10 protein-coding genes and 1 pseudogene are annotated in these 16,978 nt (G+C 71.9%); 7 read left to right on the forward strand and 4 right to left on the reverse strand.

All coding sequences use genetic code 11. From position 1 onward, the window contains the following. Positions 1-57 precede the first annotated feature (57 nt). The 3 genes from ACIPSA_RS03145 to ACIPSA_RS03155 all read left to right on the forward strand — a co-directional run bounded on the left by ACIPSA_RS03145 (position 58) and on the right by ACIPSA_RS03155 (position 7,079). Positions 58-1,122, forward strand: coding sequence for an AAA family ATPase (locus ACIPSA_RS03145; RefSeq protein ID WP_402628188.1), 1,065 nt, complete (start codon positions 58-60; stop codon positions 1,120-1,122). Further along, positions 1,112-5,911: an SAV_2336 N-terminal domain-related protein gene (locus ACIPSA_RS03150; protein ID WP_402628189.1), complete on the forward strand. Its 4,800-nt coding sequence runs from the start codon at positions 1,112-1,114 to the stop codon at positions 5,909-5,911. Before ACIPSA_RS03145 ends, ACIPSA_RS03150 begins: the two co-directional genes overlap by 11 nt. Positions 5,912-6,041: 130 nt before the next feature. Beyond that, complete coding sequence (locus tag ACIPSA_RS03155; RefSeq protein WP_402628191.1) at positions 6,042-7,079, forward strand: rod shape-determining protein; 1,038 nt, start codon at positions 6,042-6,044, stop codon at positions 7,077-7,079. A gap of 336 nt (positions 7,080-7,415) precedes the next feature. On the opposite strand, the gene ACIPSA_RS03160 is transcribed toward ACIPSA_RS03155, so the two are convergent. After that, the gene (locus ACIPSA_RS03160; protein ID WP_402628193.1) at positions 7,416-7,940 is read right to left on the reverse strand and encodes a hypothetical protein; all 525 of its coding nucleotides are present in this window, start codon (positions 7,938-7,940) and stop codon (positions 7,416-7,418) included. Between the two features lie 150 nt (positions 7,941-8,090). Between ACIPSA_RS03160 and ACIPSA_RS03165 the strand changes: the two genes are divergently transcribed. Further along, positions 8,091-8,750, forward strand: coding sequence for a hypothetical protein (locus tag ACIPSA_RS03165; RefSeq protein ID WP_402628195.1), 660 nt, complete (start codon positions 8,091-8,093; stop codon positions 8,748-8,750). Between the two features lie 173 nt (positions 8,751-8,923). Next, entirely contained in the window at positions 8,924-10,096 is a 1,173-nt protein-coding gene (locus ACIPSA_RS03170) for an FG-GAP repeat domain-containing protein (RefSeq protein WP_402628196.1), read from the forward strand. A gap of 7 nt (positions 10,097-10,103) precedes the next feature. On the opposite strand, the gene ACIPSA_RS03175 is transcribed toward ACIPSA_RS03170, so the two are convergent. Next, positions 10,104-10,343, reverse strand: coding sequence for a hypothetical protein (locus tag ACIPSA_RS03175; protein WP_402628198.1), 240 nt, complete (start codon positions 10,341-10,343; stop codon positions 10,104-10,106). Positions 10,344-10,713: 370 nt separating this feature from the next. Between ACIPSA_RS03175 and ACIPSA_RS03180 the strand changes: the two genes are divergently transcribed. Beyond that, positions 10,714-13,584, forward strand: a complete 2,871-nt coding sequence (locus ACIPSA_RS03180) for an AAA family ATPase (protein WP_402628199.1) — start codon at positions 10,714-10,716, stop codon at positions 13,582-13,584. Between the two features lie 22 nt (positions 13,585-13,606). On the opposite strand, the gene ACIPSA_RS03185 is transcribed toward ACIPSA_RS03180, so the two are convergent. Further along, positions 13,607-15,052, reverse strand: a complete 1,446-nt coding sequence (locus tag ACIPSA_RS03185; protein ID WP_402628201.1) for a hypothetical protein — start codon at positions 15,050-15,052, stop codon at positions 13,607-13,609. Positions 15,053-15,331: 279 nt separating this feature from the next. Then, complete coding sequence (locus tag ACIPSA_RS03190; protein WP_402628203.1) at positions 15,332-16,228, reverse strand: AraC family transcriptional regulator N-terminal domain-containing protein; 897 nt, start codon at positions 16,226-16,228, stop codon at positions 15,332-15,334. Positions 16,229-16,315: 87 nt separating this feature from the next. On the opposite strand from ACIPSA_RS03190, the pseudogene ACIPSA_RS03195 reads away from it, so the two are divergent. Next, a pseudogene (locus tag ACIPSA_RS03195) lies at positions 16,316-16,570 on the forward strand (aldo/keto reductase); the annotation flags it as partial. Positions 16,571-16,978: the final 408 nt, after the last annotated feature.

Genomic DNA, 16,978 nt, shown 5'->3' on the forward strand with positions numbered 1-16,978 from the left:
CCCGTCACCCGTCACCCGTCACCCGTCACCCCGTCCGCGTCACGGAGAGAAGAGCCCATGCCCCTGTGGCCCGTCTACACCGGCACGAAGGAGCCGCACGACGGCATCACCGAGCTGCCGGCTCCACCGCCCTGGCGGGCCTTCGACGGCGGGCCGACGCTCGGCACGCCCTCCGACGGCGACGACGCCTCGGCCACCTCCCCGGACCGCACCCACCGCGCGGCGACGTACCAGGCCACACCGCAGACGGTGCAGCTGGTCAACGCGGCGCTCTATCTGCGCCGCCCGCTGCTGGTCACCGGCCCACCCGGCACCGGAAAGTCCTCGCTCGCCTACGCGGTCGCCCGCGAGCTGAGGCTCGGGCCGGTGCTCCGCTGGAACATCACCAGCCGCAGCACCCTCCACGACGGCCTCTACCAGTACGACCCGCTCTCACGGCTGTACGCGGCGCGGCGGACGGCGGCGCCGTCCGCCGAGGAGCCGTCCGACAGGGCACCGGACGACAGGGCACCGGACGACGGAGCGCCGACCGGGTCGGGCATCGAGGACCACCTGCGCCTCGGCCCCCTCGGTACCGCCCTTCTCCCGTACGCCCGCCCCCGCGCCCTGCTCATCGACGAGATCGACAAGAGCGACCTCGACCTGCCCAACGACCTGCTGAACGTCCTGGAGGAGGGCCAGTACGAGATCCCCGAGCTGGTGCGGGCCGCCGGTCGCACGCCCACGGCGGAGGTGATGGTCGACGGCACCGACGAACGGGTCCCGGTGCGGCGCGGCCGGGTGCGCTGCCACGCCTTCCCCTTCGTCGTCCTGACCAGCAACGGGGAGCGCGAGTTCCCGCCCGCGTTCCTGCGCCGCTGTGTCACTCTGCGGCTGCGCCAGCCCGACGACCGCCGCCTCGCCGACATCGTCCGCGCGCACCTGGGCGAGCCCGACGCCTACGCGCAGACCCTGATCACCCGCTTCCTGTCCCGGGTGGGCGGCGGCGACCTGGCCACCGACCAGCTGCTCAACGCGATCTATCTGGCCCGCGCCTCCGATCTCGGCGCCGATTCCCTCGACGAGCTGGCGGAGCAGCTCATGCCGTATCTGGGGGAGGTCCCGCAGGCCGATGCCTTCTGAGCGTTCCGGCACCCCGGAACCCCTGGCCCGCCTGGCCGACGTACTGGCTGCGGCGGCCGGAGGCATGCGCCCGACCCCGCTCGAACTGGCCGAACTCCTCTGGTTGGCCCGGCAGATGGAGCCCGAACCGGGCTCCCCGGACCCCCGGCCGGAGTCGGCAGCCGGACAGGAGCCCGCAGGCGCACCGTCCTCGCCGTCGACGCCGGACCAGGGCCAGGACCGGGATCGGAACCAGGACCTCGATCAGGACGGGGGCCGGGGTCAGGATCAGGAACCGTGCCCGCCGCCCGGGACACCGCGCGCCACGCTGCACCTGCCGTCCCCGGCACCGGAGCCGTCGGCGCCCGTCGCACCCCATGTCTCCCTGCTGGCCCCCGCGCCCTCGATGCTGCGCCGTCCGCTGGCGCTGCAGCGCTCTCTGCGCCCGCTCAACCGCCTTACCGACGCGCCGCTCGGCCGCGAGCTGGACGAGGCGGCGACCGCCGACCGCATCGCCCGTCTCGGAGCCGCCCCCGAGTGGTGGCTGCCGGTCCTGCGCCCCGCGCGGGAGCGCTGGCTGCGCCTGAACCTGGTGTACGACGACGGCCCCACCATGCCGGTCTGGCGCCCCCTGGTGCGCGAACTGCACACGGCGCTGGCCCAGTCGGGGGTGTTCCGCACGGTGGCCCTGTACCGCGCGGGCCCCGAGGGCTCGGTGCACGGCCACGGCGCGCTCATCCCCGCCGACCGCCGTACCGTCACCCTCCTGATCAGCGACTGCATGGGTCCGCAGTGGCGCCAGGGCCCCGTCGGCGCCCTGTGGTACGCCACGCTGCGCCGCTGGGCGCACCGGATGCCACTGGCCGTCGTACAGCCCCTGCCGGAGCACCTGTGGCGGACCACGGCCCTGCCCGCCGCGCCGGGCCTGTTCTCGGCGCCCTTTCCGGCGGCTCCGGCGGCGAGACTCGCGTTCTCGCCGTACGACACTCCCGTCACGGACGAGGGCGAGGACGCCGTGCCGCTGCCCGTGCTGGAGCCGGGGCCGAGATGGCTGGCGAACTGGGCGGGGCTGCTGGCCGGGTTCGGCGGGTCCCAGTTCCCTGGCGCGGCCGCCCGGTTGGGCGGGCCGCCGGTGCCGGACGACACGGAGGACCGTACGGACGTCGCCCGGCTCTCGGCCGAGGACCTGGTGATCCGCTTCCGCGCGACGGTCTCCCCGGAGGCGTTCCGACTGGCCGGCCATCTCGCCGTCGGCCGGCCCGACCTGCCCGTCATGCGGCTGGTCCAGGCGGCGGTCGAGCCCCGCCCCCGGCCCCAGCACCTCGCCGAGGTGATCCTCAGCGGCCTGCTCACCAGCGTCCCGGGGCCGCCGGGCTCGTACCGCTTCCGGCCGGGGGTACAGGAGCTGCTGCTGCGCGGCCTGCCGCGCACCTCACGGATGCGCACCGCGGAACTGATGGCCCGTGTGGGCGGGTTGATCGAGGAGCGGGCGGGTTCCGCGCCGGGCGAGTTCCGGGCGGTGACACCGGCGGCCGGCGGCACCGAGTCGGCGGCCACGCGGGAGGCGTTCGGGATCGTCCGGCCGGAGGTCGTGCCGCGGTTGTCGGCGAGCGGGGCGGCCGCGGGGGCCCTGCCACCGGGTCTGCGGGGCCGGTACCGGCCGGTGCGCCGGTTGACCGGACCCCTGTCGCCGACCGGACCGCTGTGGCTGGCCGAGGACACCGAGGCGAGTCGGCTGGTGGCGCTCCGGCTGCACGCGGCGCTGCCCGATCCGGCACGGCGGGAGGCGTTCCTGCGGGACGCGCAGGCCCTGAAGGAGATCAGGCACCCGAACGTCGTGACGGTCCACGACACCGGCATCGAGAACGACGTCCCGTACGTCGTCATGGAGCATCTCGACGGCATCGGCCTGGACAGCCTGGCGGCGCCGAACGGTCACCACCTGCCGGCGCCGCTGCTGGTGTCGATCGGCGTTCAGCTCGCGCAGGCGTTCCAGGCCGTCCACGAGGCGGGCATCACGCACGGCGGCGTCGCCATGTCCCGGGTGGTGCTCCTGCCGGACGGATCCGCCAAGCTCAGCCTCTTCGAACCGGGCCGGAGCCCGGGTCCGGCGGGGGAGGCCGACGACCTGCGGGCGCTGTCCGCGGTGCTGGCGCGGCTGGCCTCGGGGAACTCACGGCCCTCGCTGCCCCTCGCGCCCGATCGGCTCGGGCAACTGCCCGCCTCCCTGCGGGAGCCGTACGCGTACACCCTCAACCTGCTGATGTCGCGGTCGGCCCAGGAGCGGGCGCAGGGCAGGGACCTGCTCTCGGACGCGCAGTTGGTGACGCCCGTGGCCCGGGCGGCCTACGAGCAGCGCCGCTACTACGTGCTGGACGGCCTGCGGGCCGAAGTCCCGGGCGGCTCCCCCGAGTTCTCGCCCCTCGCCGCGGCTGTGCTCGCGATGCTGCTGATCAGGCCCGGCCGCATGATGTCCGACGCCGACCTCAGGGCCGGGCTGTGGGAACAGGCGGAAGCTCCGCGGGACGCGGCGGCCGTCCTCGACGCGATCGTGGCGGAACTGCGCGTCGCCCTGGGTCCCGGAGTCCTGGCGAGCGGTGCCGACGGCTGCGCCCTGTACACCGGGGCCGACTACGTGGACCTGGAACACAGCGGTGACCTGGACCGCAAGGCCGTCGTCCTGGCCGCCCGCGCCCGGCGGTCGCACGGAGAGAGACGTCTGCGGTCCTTCCACGAGGCGTACGACCTGATCAACCAGGCGCTGAACCTCTGGCACGACACCGAGGCGCTCCCCGACGTCCCCGGGCCCGCCGCCCGCGCCGCCCGCGCCCAGCTGCTCCAGCTCCGTCTCTCCCTGCTCCGCAGGCGCGCCGAACTCGACCTGGAACTGCGGAGGTTCGTGAGCGCGAGCCAGTACCTCACGGAGCTGCTGCGCACGTATCCCTTCCGCGAGGACTACCGCCGTCTGCTGGTGCTCGCGCTGCGTGGGCAGGGCCGCGTCGAGAAGGCACTGGAGGTGTGCGAGGAGTACGAACTGTCCGGCGGCCGCAGCCCCGAGCTGCTGACCCTGGCACAGGAACTGCGCGAGGAGTACGGCAGGGGACCACAGGGCACCGTCGGCTCCGACGACCCGGAGGCCGACACCGGCCCCTCTGCCGCCCCCGGCACCCCCGCCGCCCAGGAGACCCCGGCCGACCTGCGCACCGTCGCCTACTACGACTTCGCGGACGGACCCCAGGACCCGGACACCCGCGCCGCTCTGGGCCGGGCGGTCTCGCGGATGCTCACGGCGAGCGGTCTGGACCCGGAGGAGTACGAGCTGCTCGTGCGCGACGACGGGTGCACGGTGGTCACCGGCGAGGGTGTCTCCGCGCTGCCCCTCCTACTGGCCACCGCGCGGCAGTTCACACAGCGGCTCGTCGAGCTGGGCGGCATCAGGCTGCGGGTGGCGTTCTGGTGCCTGCGGGACGCGGGACGGGTGGTCGAGCGACCCGACGAGGAGGCGGTGCGGAAGGCACTGGCCGCTTCGGACGCGCGAGGCATCGTCGCGGTTCCCCCGTCCCTCCGGGCCGCCGTGGAGGCGAGTGCCTTCCCCATGGTGCTGGAGCCCCTGACCGACGAGCCCGCGGACGGCTCGTACCGGCTGGCCTTCGTGGCACGGGACATCTACGACGGCACCTCCCCTCGGCCTCCGGTGCAAGGCCCCTTCCCGCTGCCTCCCCGGGCCGTGCTCCCCGAGCCCGCCGGTGAGACCAGGACCGTCGTCTACCGCACACGGGACGACGAGCTCGGCCTCACCCGGACCCAGGACACCGTCGGCTACTTCGAGGTGGATCTCACCCTGCACCGGGTGGAGCTGGACAGTGCCAGGCCGTCCGCCGACGGAGGTTACGTCTTCAGGGTCAGGGGCGACGCGTCCTGGCGGATCGCGGACCCGGTCGAGGCCACCGTCCACGGCGGCGGTAGGACTCCGTCCGCGCTCGTCCAGGAGCGGGCGGAGGCGTGCCTGGACGAGGTGACGCTCAACTTCCCGCCCTCCCGGGCCGCCCAGGCGCGGGCCGCGTTCGACGACGCCCTGGTCCGAGGAGCCGTACCGGGTTGCGTGGTCCTCTGGGACGTCACCCTGACCACGACGCCCTCCTCGCGTTCCGGTCCGCCGGCCCGACGCCACAGGTCCAAGGTCGCCGGCTCCGTCAGGGCGGCCGAAGCCGTCGTGTTCGGTTTCGACGGGACGCTGGCCCGCCTCTATCCCGGGAACGGCGCGGCCGGGGTCGCCCGTGACCTCGCGCGGCTGCTCATGGACGAGGTCCTCGAACCGTGCCCGCACCCCCTCGCCCTGCTCCGCGCGTTCGAGCAGCACGAGGCGGCTCTGCGCTCGCGGCTGGCCGAGGTGGAGACGGCGGCCGCCCGCAGCGCGGAACCCGTGCCCCATGCCGACCTCCTGGTACGCACCCTGGCCGACAAGGGTGTGCCGCTGGCCGTGGTCACGGACTGCGCGCCACGGGCCGCGACGGCCTACCTGGTCGGGCGCGGGCTCACGGACTGCCTCCCCGGGGGTGTCCACGGACGCGACGACGGCCACTCCCGGCTGATGCCCTCTCCGGACGCCGTGCTGAGCGCGGCCGCCGGCCTGGGGGTGCGCCCCGGCGACTGTCTGGTCGTCGGCTCCACCGACGCCGAGTGGGAGGCGGCCCGTGCCGCGGGAGCCGAGTTCGTCTACCTGACCGCCAGACCCGAGCGGCTCGGCGAGGACCCCGTGCTCACGACCGTCGGCCTGGGCTCCCTCCTCCATGGCGCCCGATCCCGCTGAACCCCCCGTTCAGCCGCACCCCGCCCGGCCCCCTCCAGAAGGCGCGGCCCTCCCCCGCCCCCGCAGGATGCAGAAAGAGGCCCGCCACCCGGCGGCACCCCCACGGCCAGCTCACCCGGGAGGATCTGCCGTGACCGTCAGCCTGGAGCAGCTGCGCCGGTGCCACTTCGCCGTCGACCTGGGGGCGGCCCGCACCCGGGTGTATGTGAAGGGTGCCGGCCTCGTCGTCGACCAGCCCTCCGTCGCCGCCGTGAACACCCGGACCGGCGCGCTCATCGCGGTGGGCGAGTTCGCGGAGCGGATGACGGGGCGGACGCCGAGTTACATCCGGGTCGTGCGGCCGGTCTCCGGCGGTACCGTCATCGACATCGAGATGGCCCAGCGCATGCTGCGCCATCTCCTCGGCGACAAGGTCCGCCGCGCGCTGCGCCGCAAGGCCCGCCTCCGGGCCGCCGCCTGCACCCCGCACGACGCCGGCCCGCTGGCCCAGCGGGCCACCATCGAGACCCTGGCGGGCCTCGGTGCCCGGCGCGTCGAGCTCGTCGACACACTCATCGCCGCCGCGGTCGGCTGCGGACTGCCGGTCGAGCAGCCCCAGGGCACGATGATCGTCGTGTGCGGGGCCGCCGCCACCCAGGTCGCCGTCCTCTCGCTCGGCTCGATCGTCACCGCCGAGCGGGTCCCCGTGGGCGGCGAGGCCGTCGACCACGCGATCGTGCAGCATCTGCGGCACGAGCACGAACTGATGCTGCCGAGCCAGTCGGTACGGCCGTTGCAGCTCGCCCTGTCCGGCAACGGCCTCACCGCGCACGGCCCGTCGACCACGGAGATCCACGGGCGGGACGTGGCCACCGGCCTCGCCCGGTCCGTGCGGGTCGACACCGCGGCCGTACGGGACGCCATCCAGACCCCGTTGACGGCCGTGCTGGACGGTATCGGCAAGGTGCTGCGGGTGTGCCCTCCCGATCTGGTGGCCGACCTCGCCGACGTCGGGATAGTGATGGTCGGCGGTTCCGCGCTGCTCCCCGGGTTCGACGAGATGCTCAGGCAGGCAACCGGCATGCCGGTGGCCATCGCCGAGCGGCCCGACGTGTGTGCCGTGCAGGGCATCGGCGCCATGCTGGAGGGCAAGATCGAGCCGCTGGTGCTGGATCCGCTGGCCGCCTGAAACCGCCAGTGACTTTCGTCAGTACGGCAGGATCCGTCCCGAAGGCGTCCTGCGGTCGATCTCCTGCCCGCGGGGTGCGGCAGGCCGACGGGTGACACGAACACGGATCCGGCGGTCCATGACGCCTCCTCAGGCCTCGGACTTTCAGGTCTTCCTCGCACTGGCTCGTACCGCTCTTTCGGTACGAGCTCCGTGCCCCGTACCTGATACGTCCAAGCCTCGCCCTCGACCCGGTCTGGCACATCGTGCCCACGTATCGGCCGCCCATGCCTCCCCGGCAGGAGATACGAGAGGTCCGCCTGCTCCCCGGGGAGGAGGCGGACCTCGGAAACCGCGTCAGCTCAGGCCGAGGCTGGAGAGCGCGGTGGTCCAGTCGGTGACGATCGCGTCCTGGGCGTCTTCGAGGCTGACGCTACCCGCGCAGACCGCCTTCTTGAGCTTGTTCTCGACGGTGTCCTTGTTCGCGGCGGTCTTGGTGCCGTACTCGGGTTCGGGCCAGAGGTTGAGCTCGCTCTTGGGGGAGCCGCCGAGTTCGAGGGGGACGAAGTGGTCCTCCTCGTAGTCGGAGGTGCTGGTGTCGGTGTAGCCGTACTCGACGATCTGCTTCTTCTTCAGCGCGGTGGTGTAGGAGCTGGACGGCCGTACGGTCGCGGTCCAGCCGGAGACGCAGATCGTGGAGTCGATGGTGTCCTGGGTGACGTCGGAGTTGAACGCGCCGGGCTGGCAGCTGGGGTCGGGCAGGGGGAGGTAGGCCTGGCTGCAGGTGGCGGCGTGGGCGGTGCCGGTGGTGAAGGTGAGGCCCGCGGCGGCGAGGGCGAAGGCGGACAGGGTGGTCACGAGGGGGCGCGGTATTCGGGACATGTGGGGGTCTCCCGGTGCTGTGCCCGGCAGGGATTCCGGGCGGTCGTGGGCATGACAGCACCAGGGTCTCTATGCGGGTAGACCCCTTTGCCGGGCCAGGGGTGGCTTGGTTGAATATTTGACTGCGCCATGACAGTCGTAGGTGAAGTCATGGCCCAGGCTTGGTTGTTGACGTGCCGGACGGGAACGGGAGCGCACCTGCGCCGCCGGCCCTGGGACGCGGTGTGCGGGGGCAGGGTGGAGGAACCCGCGACGGAGGGTGACCCGACGCCGAAGGACGCGATGCCGGAGGACGCCGCGTCGGAGGACACGGCGTTGCAGGACACTGCGCCGGAAGCTCCGTCACCGCGGTCCGCGGCCGGTGAGCAGGACGGCGGCACGGGCGACGGCGGCCTTCGGATCTCGTACGACCCGCACCACGGCCATCCCGGCCCCGGCGCACCCGACGCGAGCGCGCCCCCGCCCCGGCTGTGGCGGTGTTGGGCACTGCCGCCGGCGGCCTTCGCGGCCGGTGTCGTACTCGGCGGTGCCTTCGTTCACGTGGCCGGGGCGTCCACGGCGGACGGAGCGTCCACCACCCCCAGCGGCGGGCCCTCCACGACGAACCCGGAGCCGGGCTGCCGGGCGGACGCCTGCTTAAGCCGTGCCCCCCAGGCGATGGACTGCCAGTGGGACGCGGTGACGGCACGTCGGACCTGGCTGCGCGGGCTGCGGACAGAGCTCCGCCACAGCCCCTCCTGCCAGGCCGTCCGGGGCCGGATCCAGAACGGCACCAAGGGCGACGGGGTCGGCATCACCGACCAGCCCTGAGCCCGGAGGGGGCTTTCGGCCGGGATCACCGCGCCCCGGAGGCGGCACCGCGCCCGCCGCCGGCGCACCCTGTGCGAAACCACGGTCCCGTAACACGTGAATCACAGCGCCGGCTCCTAATCTCGCCTGCCCATGACGGGAAACCACACCCACGGAAGGATCTCCATCCGCTCATGAGCAAGCACAGGAAGCACAAAGCCCTCCAGGTCCTGGCCGGCACGACCGCCGGTGCCCTGACGCTGGCCGCGGGCGTCGTAACCATGGCATCGGCGTCCGAGTCGGGCGGGTCGGGCTCGGAGGCGGCCACCGCCTGCACCTACACCCTGTCCGATACCTCCGCCGCGGTCGGCGACAACCCCCGCCACGTGGTCACCGGCGACGTCGACGGCGACGGCAACGCGGACGCCGTCACGGCGAACAACGACGCCGACTCGGTGTCGGTGCTGCTGGGCAAGGGCGACGGCACCTTCGGTACGGCCACCGAGTACGCGGTGGGCGACAAGCCGTACCAGACCGTCATCGCCGACTTCGACGCCGACGGCAACCAGGACATCGCCACCGCCGACTTCGACGGCGGCACGGTCAGCGTCCTGCTCGGCACCGGGGGCGGCACCTTCGGTACGGCCACCCAGTACACCGTCGGCCGCGGCGCCCGCTCCCTCGTCCCCGGGGACATCGACGGCGACGGAGACCTGGACATCGCGGTGGCCGAGGAGTCGGGCGGCGGGGTGAGCCTGTTACTGGGCGACGGCACCGGCTCGTTCACCACCGAGCTGGAGGCGGTGACCGTGACCCGGCCGCACGGCCTGGTCCTCACCGACTTCGACAGTGACGGCGACCTGGACATCGCCACCGCCAGCGTGGCGAGCGCCGGAGGCGTCAGCGTGGCGCTCGGCAACGGCGACGGCACCTTCGGGGACGTCACCGAGTACGACAGTGTCGCCCGCCTCTACTCGATCACCTCCGGCGACTTCGACGGCGACGGCGAGACCGACCTGGCCACGATCTCCAACGGCTCCAACACCCTGGAGATCTACGCCGGTAACGGCGACGGCACCTTCGACGACCCCGTCGACTACACGACGTCCGCCCTGCCGGTCGCGGTCGACTCCGCCGACCTCGACGGCGACGGCGCGACGGACATCCTCGTCTCCTCCCTGAACGGCGGCTCCGTCTCCGTCTACCAGGGCACCTCCGGCGGCGAGCTGACCAAGCTCACCGAGCTGACGTCCGCCGGCGCCTATGCGGCCGCGGCCGCCGACCTGACCTCCGACGGCACGCAGGACCTCGTGACGGCGAGCAGCAGCGGCGACAAGGTGGACGTCTTCACCGGCTCCTGCGGCTGACGGCCCTTCAGGACATCGACAGGGTGATCGCCCCGCTGTAGTCGCCGCCCGGCTCGACGGTGGCCGGCGCGCCGTCGACCGTCATCAACAGCGTGCTTCCGGCAGGGGCGGTCACCGCCGAGTCCGCGGAGAGGGTCAGCCGGCTCAGATACGACGTGCCGGTCACCGTCCACTCCGAGCCCCCGTCCAGGGTGACGAGCACGCCGTTGTCGACGACCGGCGTCGGTGTGTTGGTGACATGCCCCAACTGCGCGTATTCGGCGGAGGTGATGGTGTCGACGTCCCAGCACTGCCCGGTGCGGCCGACGGACAGACGGACGCCGAACTCCGGTGCCAGAGAGGCGAATTACCTGCCCAAGTCGTCGATCGACGCCGAGTTCTACTAGCTGGAGGCCGGCCGCCAATCGCACGTCGCGCGACCGCGCTCATGCCCGCCCGACTTTGGTTGTGAATGCCACATTGAGGGCGAAAGGCGCCGTCAATGTGGCATTCACGGACTTCGGCCAGCACGGCATCTGTCCGATGTGGACTGAGGTGATCGGCTGGGCCGCCTGCCGAGGGCACGCGAGCGTCGATACCATCGCCTGGTCGCGGACGGAAAGTGAGTCGACGCCAGCATGACTGACGAAGCAAAAGGGGAGCCCGTCGGCGGATTTCCCGGCCGGGCTCGAGAAGTCGCGATGCTGCGCGCGGTGCTGGCGGGCGAAGGTGGCACCCGGTGCGTCGCGGTCACCGGCGAACCGGGGATTGGCAAGAGCCGGCTGCTGACGGAGCTGGGAAAACTCGCGGACACAGCAGGATGGACGGTCCGCAGCGCACGCGCGGCGGAGTTCGAGACCCGCATCCCGTTCGGTGTGTTCGTCACCGCGCTCGACGGCCAGCTCGCCGAGCTGGGCCCGGAGCGTCTCGCCTCCCTCGGGCAACAGCAGCTCGCACTTCTCGCGACCGTGTTCCCGGCGATTCCCGCCGCCGGTCCCGCCGACCTGGTCGACGCGGAGCGGTACCGGCTGCACCGGGCGGTTCGGGCGTTGCTGGAGCTGGTCGCCGAGCCGTCCGGGCTGGTGCTCGTCTTCGACGATCTGCACTGGGCGGACGAGGGTTCGGTCGAGCTGCTCGACCACCTGTTGCGCCACCCACCCCAGGCGCGGCTGATCCTGGCATTGGCGAGCAGGCCCCGGCAGACGTCGCTGCGGCTGTGGCACGCGCTGTCCCGCGCCGCTACCGACGGGGTGGCCGAGCTACTGGAACTCGCGCCGCTGAGCCGAACCGATGCCGGCCACGTCATGCCGGAAGGTCTGAGCCGTACCCGGCGGGAAGAGCTTTACCGGGCCAGTGGCGGAAACCCGTTCTACCTGGAAGCCCTGGTGCGGGCCGGCGAGCGGGGTATCGCCGTCGGTGATGCGGCGCTCCACCCCGACGGGGCGATCCCGGTGGCGGTCCACGCGGTGCTCGGCTCCGAGTTGGCCGCTTTGACCCCGCAAGAGCGGGTCGTCGCGCACGCCGCCGCGGTCGTGGGTGACGACTTCGAGGCTGATTCGCTCGCCGAAACGGCGGCAATGGACGCCGGGTCCGTGCTGGCCGCGCTCGACCGGCTCGCCGAGCGTGACCTGGTGCGACTGGACGGCGCGACCGGCCGGTTCCGGTACCGGCATCCGCTGGTGCGCAGCGTCGCTTACCAGGACGCCGGCCCCGGCTGGCGGCTTCAGGCACACGGCCGGGCCATGTCGGCACTCCGGAGCCGGGGCGCGCCGCCGGCCGAGTTCGCCCGGCATGTGGAGCGATCCGCCGCCCGCGGTGACCTTGAGGCGGTCGCGGCGCTCACCGAGGCGGCCGAGGCGACGATGCACACCACGCCGGCGACCGCCGGGCACTTCCTGCGGGCGGCCATCCGGTTGCTCCCCGACTCGGAGTCGGCCACGCCGCAGCGCCTGATGCTGCTCGGCCGGCTGGCACACACCCTCGGCGCCACGGGCGACCTGCGGCAGGCCAGGGAAACCATGCACGAGGTGATGCGGCTCCTGCCTGCCGAACTCACCCAGATCCGGGCACAGACAGCGCGGGCCTGTGCAACCGTGGAGCAGATTCTCGGGCGCTACACCGAGGCCAGGGCGATGCTGCACAGCGAGTGGAAACGCGTCGAAGGTGTTGACGCCCACTCGGCGGCCGTCCTGCTCGTCGCGCTCGTTGCCGGTGAAAGTGTCGAGCGCGAGCACGGACAGGACCGGGTGGCCGAGGCGATCGCCGCCGCGCGGGAAGTCGGGGATCCGATGCTGCTGGCGACGGCGTTGTCGGCCGCAACGCTCATCGACCGGCGGACGGACCGGCTGGACGAGGCGGCCGCGCTCCTGGACGCGCTGCCCGACAGCGACCTGGTCCGCGACATCGATGCGGCGTTCTGGCTGAGCTGGTCGGAAGTCTCCGCCGACCGGCTCACGGCGGCGAGCCGGCACATGAGCCGTGGCCTGCAACTGGCTCGCGCGAGCAGGCAGTCCCACAAGATCGCGCTGCTGACCGCGATCCGCGGCATGGTGCATGCCTACCTCGGCGAGCTGGCGGCGGCGGCGATCTGCTTCGACGACAGCCTGGAGTCGGCGGAACTGACCGGCAGCGAGGAGCTGCGCGTCATGGCGTTGACCTTCGGGTGCTGGATCACCACCTGGCGCGGCGACCTGGCCGAGGCGATCCGCCTGGGTAAGGAGGCCATCGTCGTCGACGACCGGGTGACGGCCATGAGTTCCTGGCGCAGTGGCCAGGCCGAGGCGATGCTGGCGCAGGCGATGTTGCACTCGGGTGATCCGCACGCTTGCATCGAGCTGCTGCTCACCCGTGGCGGTGGGGCCGAGCTGCCCGCGGTGGGCATCCGCACCAGGCCATTGGTGTACCTGATGCTCACGGAGGCGGAGGTCGCGGCCGGCCGGGTTGCCGCGGCCGCGGCATGGGCCGACCGAGCGGAGGACACCGCCGGTCAGCTCGAGCTTCCGCTGCGCACCGCCATGGCACAGCAGGCCCGCGCGATCGCCACGCTGCCAACAGATCCGGCGGCAGCCGCATCGCTCGCTGTCGCCGCTGCCGGCACGTTCGGCCGGATCGGGGCGGCCGTGGAGGCCGGGCGGGCGCACTTGCTCGCCGCGACGGCGTTCGGCGGCAGCGGGGCGATCGACCAGGCCCGTGCGCACCTCGCGTCCGCCCGCGCGTTGTTCACCCGGTGTGACGCGCAACTGTTCCTGCCGCAGGTCGCGCGCGAGGAGCGGCGCCTGAACGCGCGGGGCCCCCGGCCCGAAAGCGGCGCCGAACGCTTCGACTTGACCGCCCGTGAGGTCGAGATCGTCAACCTGGTCTCGGACGGCCTGACCAACCGGGACATCGGCCTCCGGCTGCATTTGAGCCCCAAGACCGTCGAAGTCCACCTGGGCCGGGTCTACGCGAAGGTCGGCGTCTCCGGTCGTGCTGCTCTGGCCGGCGTGTGGGCCGCCGCGGCGCGTGGTTGAGGACGCCACGGCGGCCGCCAACTCAGTTGCCGAGGTCGCGTACGTACAGATTGAAGTTCCGGCTGGTGCCGTCACCGCCCAGGTTCGTCGCGCTGGTCGTGAAAGCGACGTGGTGGCCGTCGGCCGAAATCGAGGGGCTGTAGCTGTACCCGTCGCTCTGCGAGCCGTCATTGGCGACACTGACCCTGGTCGTGGTGGCGGTCACCCGGTCTCGCACGAACACGTCCCAGCTTGAGTTGGTGTCGCCGGTCACCAGCTTGTCCTCGCCGGACACGAACGCGACATAGCGGCCGTCGGCGGAGAGCGTCGTCCGCTCCTGGCCGGGGGTTCTGCTGTCGCTCAGGCCATCGGGGCCAAGGTTCACCTGCGTCGTCGTCCGGGTGACCCGGTCGTACAGGAAGATGTCGGTGTCGCTCGGACCGCCGGTGTCGCCCGCCACCAGATTCGACGCGTCGGATTCGAACGCGACGTAGCGGCCGTCGGCCGAGATGGTCGCCGTGCGACTGGTGGAATTGCCTTCGTTGCCGTCGGGACCGACGCTGATCCGGTCGGTGTACCCGGTCAGCTGATCGTGCACGAACACGTCGTCCGCGTGGTTGTTGTCGGGGAACAGGGACAGTGTCTTCGCCCCGGAGGAGAAGGCGACGTAGCGCCCGTCTGCCGAGATCGACGGCTGTTGGCTGATGTCGTCGCCCTGGCGACCGTTCGAATCGACGCTGACCCTGGTGGTCTCACCGGTCTGCCGGTCGCGCACGAAGACGTCGTGGATGTCGTTGGTGTCGCCGAACACCAGGTTCGACGCGGGAGAGTCGAACGCGACGAACCGGCCGTCGGCGGAGATCGACGGATGGAAACTCTCACTGTCGCTCTGCTCGCCGTGGCTGCCGACGCTGACCCTGGTCGTCTCACCGGTCTGCAGGTCGTGCACGAAAATGTCGCGGTAGCGGTTGGTGTCACCGGCCACCAGGTTCGACGCCGTGGACTCGAACGCGACGTAGCGGCCGTCGGCGGAGATCGACGGATTCCGGCTCACGTTGTTGGCCTGGTTGCCCGCGGAGTCGACGCTGACCCTGGTGATGACGCCGGTCTGCCGGTCGCGGACGAACACGTCCTCCGCCCGGTTGGTGTCGCCGGCCACCAGATCCCTTGCCGGCGAAGCGAAAGCCACGTAGCGGCCGTCGGCGGAGATCGACGGCGCGCTGGCGGAGTTACTGATCGGTGCCGTGCCCGCCGGCCCCAGTTCGGCATCCGTGGCATGCGCGACGCCGGCCGGTAGCAGCGCCGCGACGATTCCCGACGCGAGCACTGCACGCCTTGCGTTGCGGATTACGGAGAGACGTCTCATGGGTGTCCTTCTGTTCGGTTCGCCGCCACGGCAGCGTGTTGCCCGGATCAGCGTTCCGTGTCGGACCGGCCGAAGCATGAGGGAACCCCCTACACCTTCGGCGTCGCGTTCTGCGCGCCGCATATGGACCTTGCACCGCGCATTTCAGCGTGACGTGTCCGATCAGGCGTTTTACGGTGAGCAACAGCCAGTCGGGGTGGCGAGATCCGTCTGCGGCTTCGCCGGCTCACCCCCAGGCTTGGCGTTTCGGAGCGCGGTGGGCGCATCGGCTGTGAACCGGCCAAGGAGGCGGTCATCGGCCCGAGCTACGTTTCCCCGCAGCCCCTCACCGACTTCCGCAGGAAGCGTGGGTGCAGCCTTGAATGCCTTAGCCCTTTGCTCTCGGCGTCTGACTGCCAGGGCCTATGCCCGCCGTGATGTGTCAGCGGGGGTGTGGGTGAGTCGAGCGCGTAGGCGGGCCGCGTCCTGGCCTGGCGGGAGGCCGTAGGTGCTGCGGTACTCGCGGTTGAACTGGGTGGCGCTCGCGTATCCGACCGCCTGCGCGATCTGGGCCGCGGTGGCGCCGCCGGCGACCAGGCGCCGACGTGCCTCCTGCAGCCGTAGGTGTTTCTGGTACTTGAGCGGGCTCATGCCGGTTGCCGCTTTGAAGTGCCGGTGCAGGCTGGCGGGGCTCATGTGTGCCACGGCGGCGATCTCGTCGATGCTGAGCGGCTCGGTGTAGCGGGCGCAGATCCATTGGGCCACCTCGCGCACACGGGTGGTGGTCGAGTCGGCCAGCGACCACTGGCGCAGGATGGGGCCGAGGGAGCTGCGCAGCAGCCGGTAGAGGATCTCGCTCTCGACACGGGCGGCGAGGGGGCGGATGTCGTCGGGTGTGTCAAGGAGCTGGACATAGCGGGTGAGCGCGTCGATGAGTTCCGGTGTCATCGGCGCGGTCACCTGTCCTTCGATCGTCGACGGGGTGACCGGGCCCGTCTCGTGCAGCTCGACGAGCAGTTCGGTGAGCGCCTGGCTGTCGAATCGCAGGACGGCGGAGCGGTAGGGCGCCTTCTCCACCGCGACGGTGACGGGCAGGGCGATGGTGGTGAACAGCATCTCGCCGGCGTGAGCGACATGGCTGAGTTCCCCCGCGGTGGTGCGTTTCGTGCCATCGGCGACGAAGCAGAGCATCGGATCCTCCAGCCGGTCGGTGGGCTCGATGGGGTCGTCGAGCGCGACCAGGGTGAGCCGGGGGACGGCGGTGGGCGAACCCACTCCCACGAAGTGCCGGTCGATGGCCGAGGCGAGTCGGTCCAGCATCACACCCTCCTTGCTTGAGAGGATCAGGCAATCCTATGCGATCGGTGCCCCATGACCCCCGGGTGCCGTGTCCTTAGCGTCGAGGACATGGCACAGCGCACCACAAAGCTCGCCCAGCGCACCCTCGGCGGCCAGGGCCTCAAGGCCGGGGCGATCGGTCTGGGCACGATGGGCATGACGATCGCCTGCGGGGCTCCGGACGAGCAGAGCAGCACCGCCACCGTCCACCGGGCCCACGAACTCGGCGTCACGCCCTTCGACACCGCCGAGCTGTACGGCTTGGGCACCGGCAGCAATGAGCAGCTCCTCGGCCGCGCTGTGCAGGACTTCCGTGACCGATTGCGTTGGCGAGCTTGGACTCGGAATGGCACAAACGGGCATGCCCCGAGCGGATTCGGGCAGGATTCTTGCCCGTCCTTTGGCTAGGAAACGCCTCTGCCTGCGGAAATGCGCAAGCCGATGCCGACGCAATCGGTCACGGAATGTATGGCGTTTCCCCTGGTCATGCGGTTGAGAGCGCCTGCAGACAATCCACATGAAACCGGATGGGCCGGGCTCTGTGACTGCGAAAGCGCGCCAGACAGAAACGCTGCGGTGTCGGCGCCGTGGACTTGGCCCCGGACTGGTAAGGAACGGATGTCTTATCCCGCACGGCCCCACCAGTAGGGCCGTCGCCCTGTCCCGTACGGCCCCGATCAGTAGGGCCGTCCCCCTATCCCCCGTCCCGTACGGCTCGCAGCAGCGTGGCCG

This window comes from Streptomyces sp. NPDC086549 (assembly GCF_044746205.1).
Taxonomy (GTDB): Bacteria; Actinomycetota; Actinomycetes; order Streptomycetales; family Streptomycetaceae; genus Streptomyces.

Bases quoted from the DNA above. Each gene is read 5' to 3' on its own strand.
- ACIPSA_RS03145 (WP_402628188.1), top strand. From the start codon at position 58: ATGCCCCTGTGGCCCGTCTACACCGGCACGAAGGAGCCGCACGACGGC.
- ACIPSA_RS03150 (WP_402628189.1), top strand. From the start codon at position 1,112: ATGCCTTCTGAGCGTTCCGGCACCCCGGAACCCCTGGCCCGCCTGGCC.
- ACIPSA_RS03160 (WP_402628193.1), bottom strand. From the start codon at position 7,940: ATGTCCCGAATACCGCGCCCCCTCGTGACCACCCTGTCCGCCTTCGCC.
- ACIPSA_RS03165 (WP_402628195.1), top strand. From the start codon at position 8,091: ATGGCCCAGGCTTGGTTGTTGACGTGCCGGACGGGAACGGGAGCGCAC.
- ACIPSA_RS03170 (WP_402628196.1), top strand. From the start codon at position 8,924: ATGAGCAAGCACAGGAAGCACAAAGCCCTCCAGGTCCTGGCCGGCACG.
- ACIPSA_RS03180 (WP_402628199.1), top strand. From the start codon at position 10,714: ATGACTGACGAAGCAAAAGGGGAGCCCGTCGGCGGATTTCCCGGCCGG.
- ACIPSA_RS03185 (WP_402628201.1), bottom strand. From the start codon at position 15,052: ATGCGGCGCGCAGAACGCGACGCCGAAGGTGTAGGGGGTTCCCTCATG.
- ACIPSA_RS03190 (WP_402628203.1), bottom strand. From the start codon at position 16,228: ATGCTGGACCGACTCGCCTCGGCCATCGACCGGCACTTCGTGGGAGTG.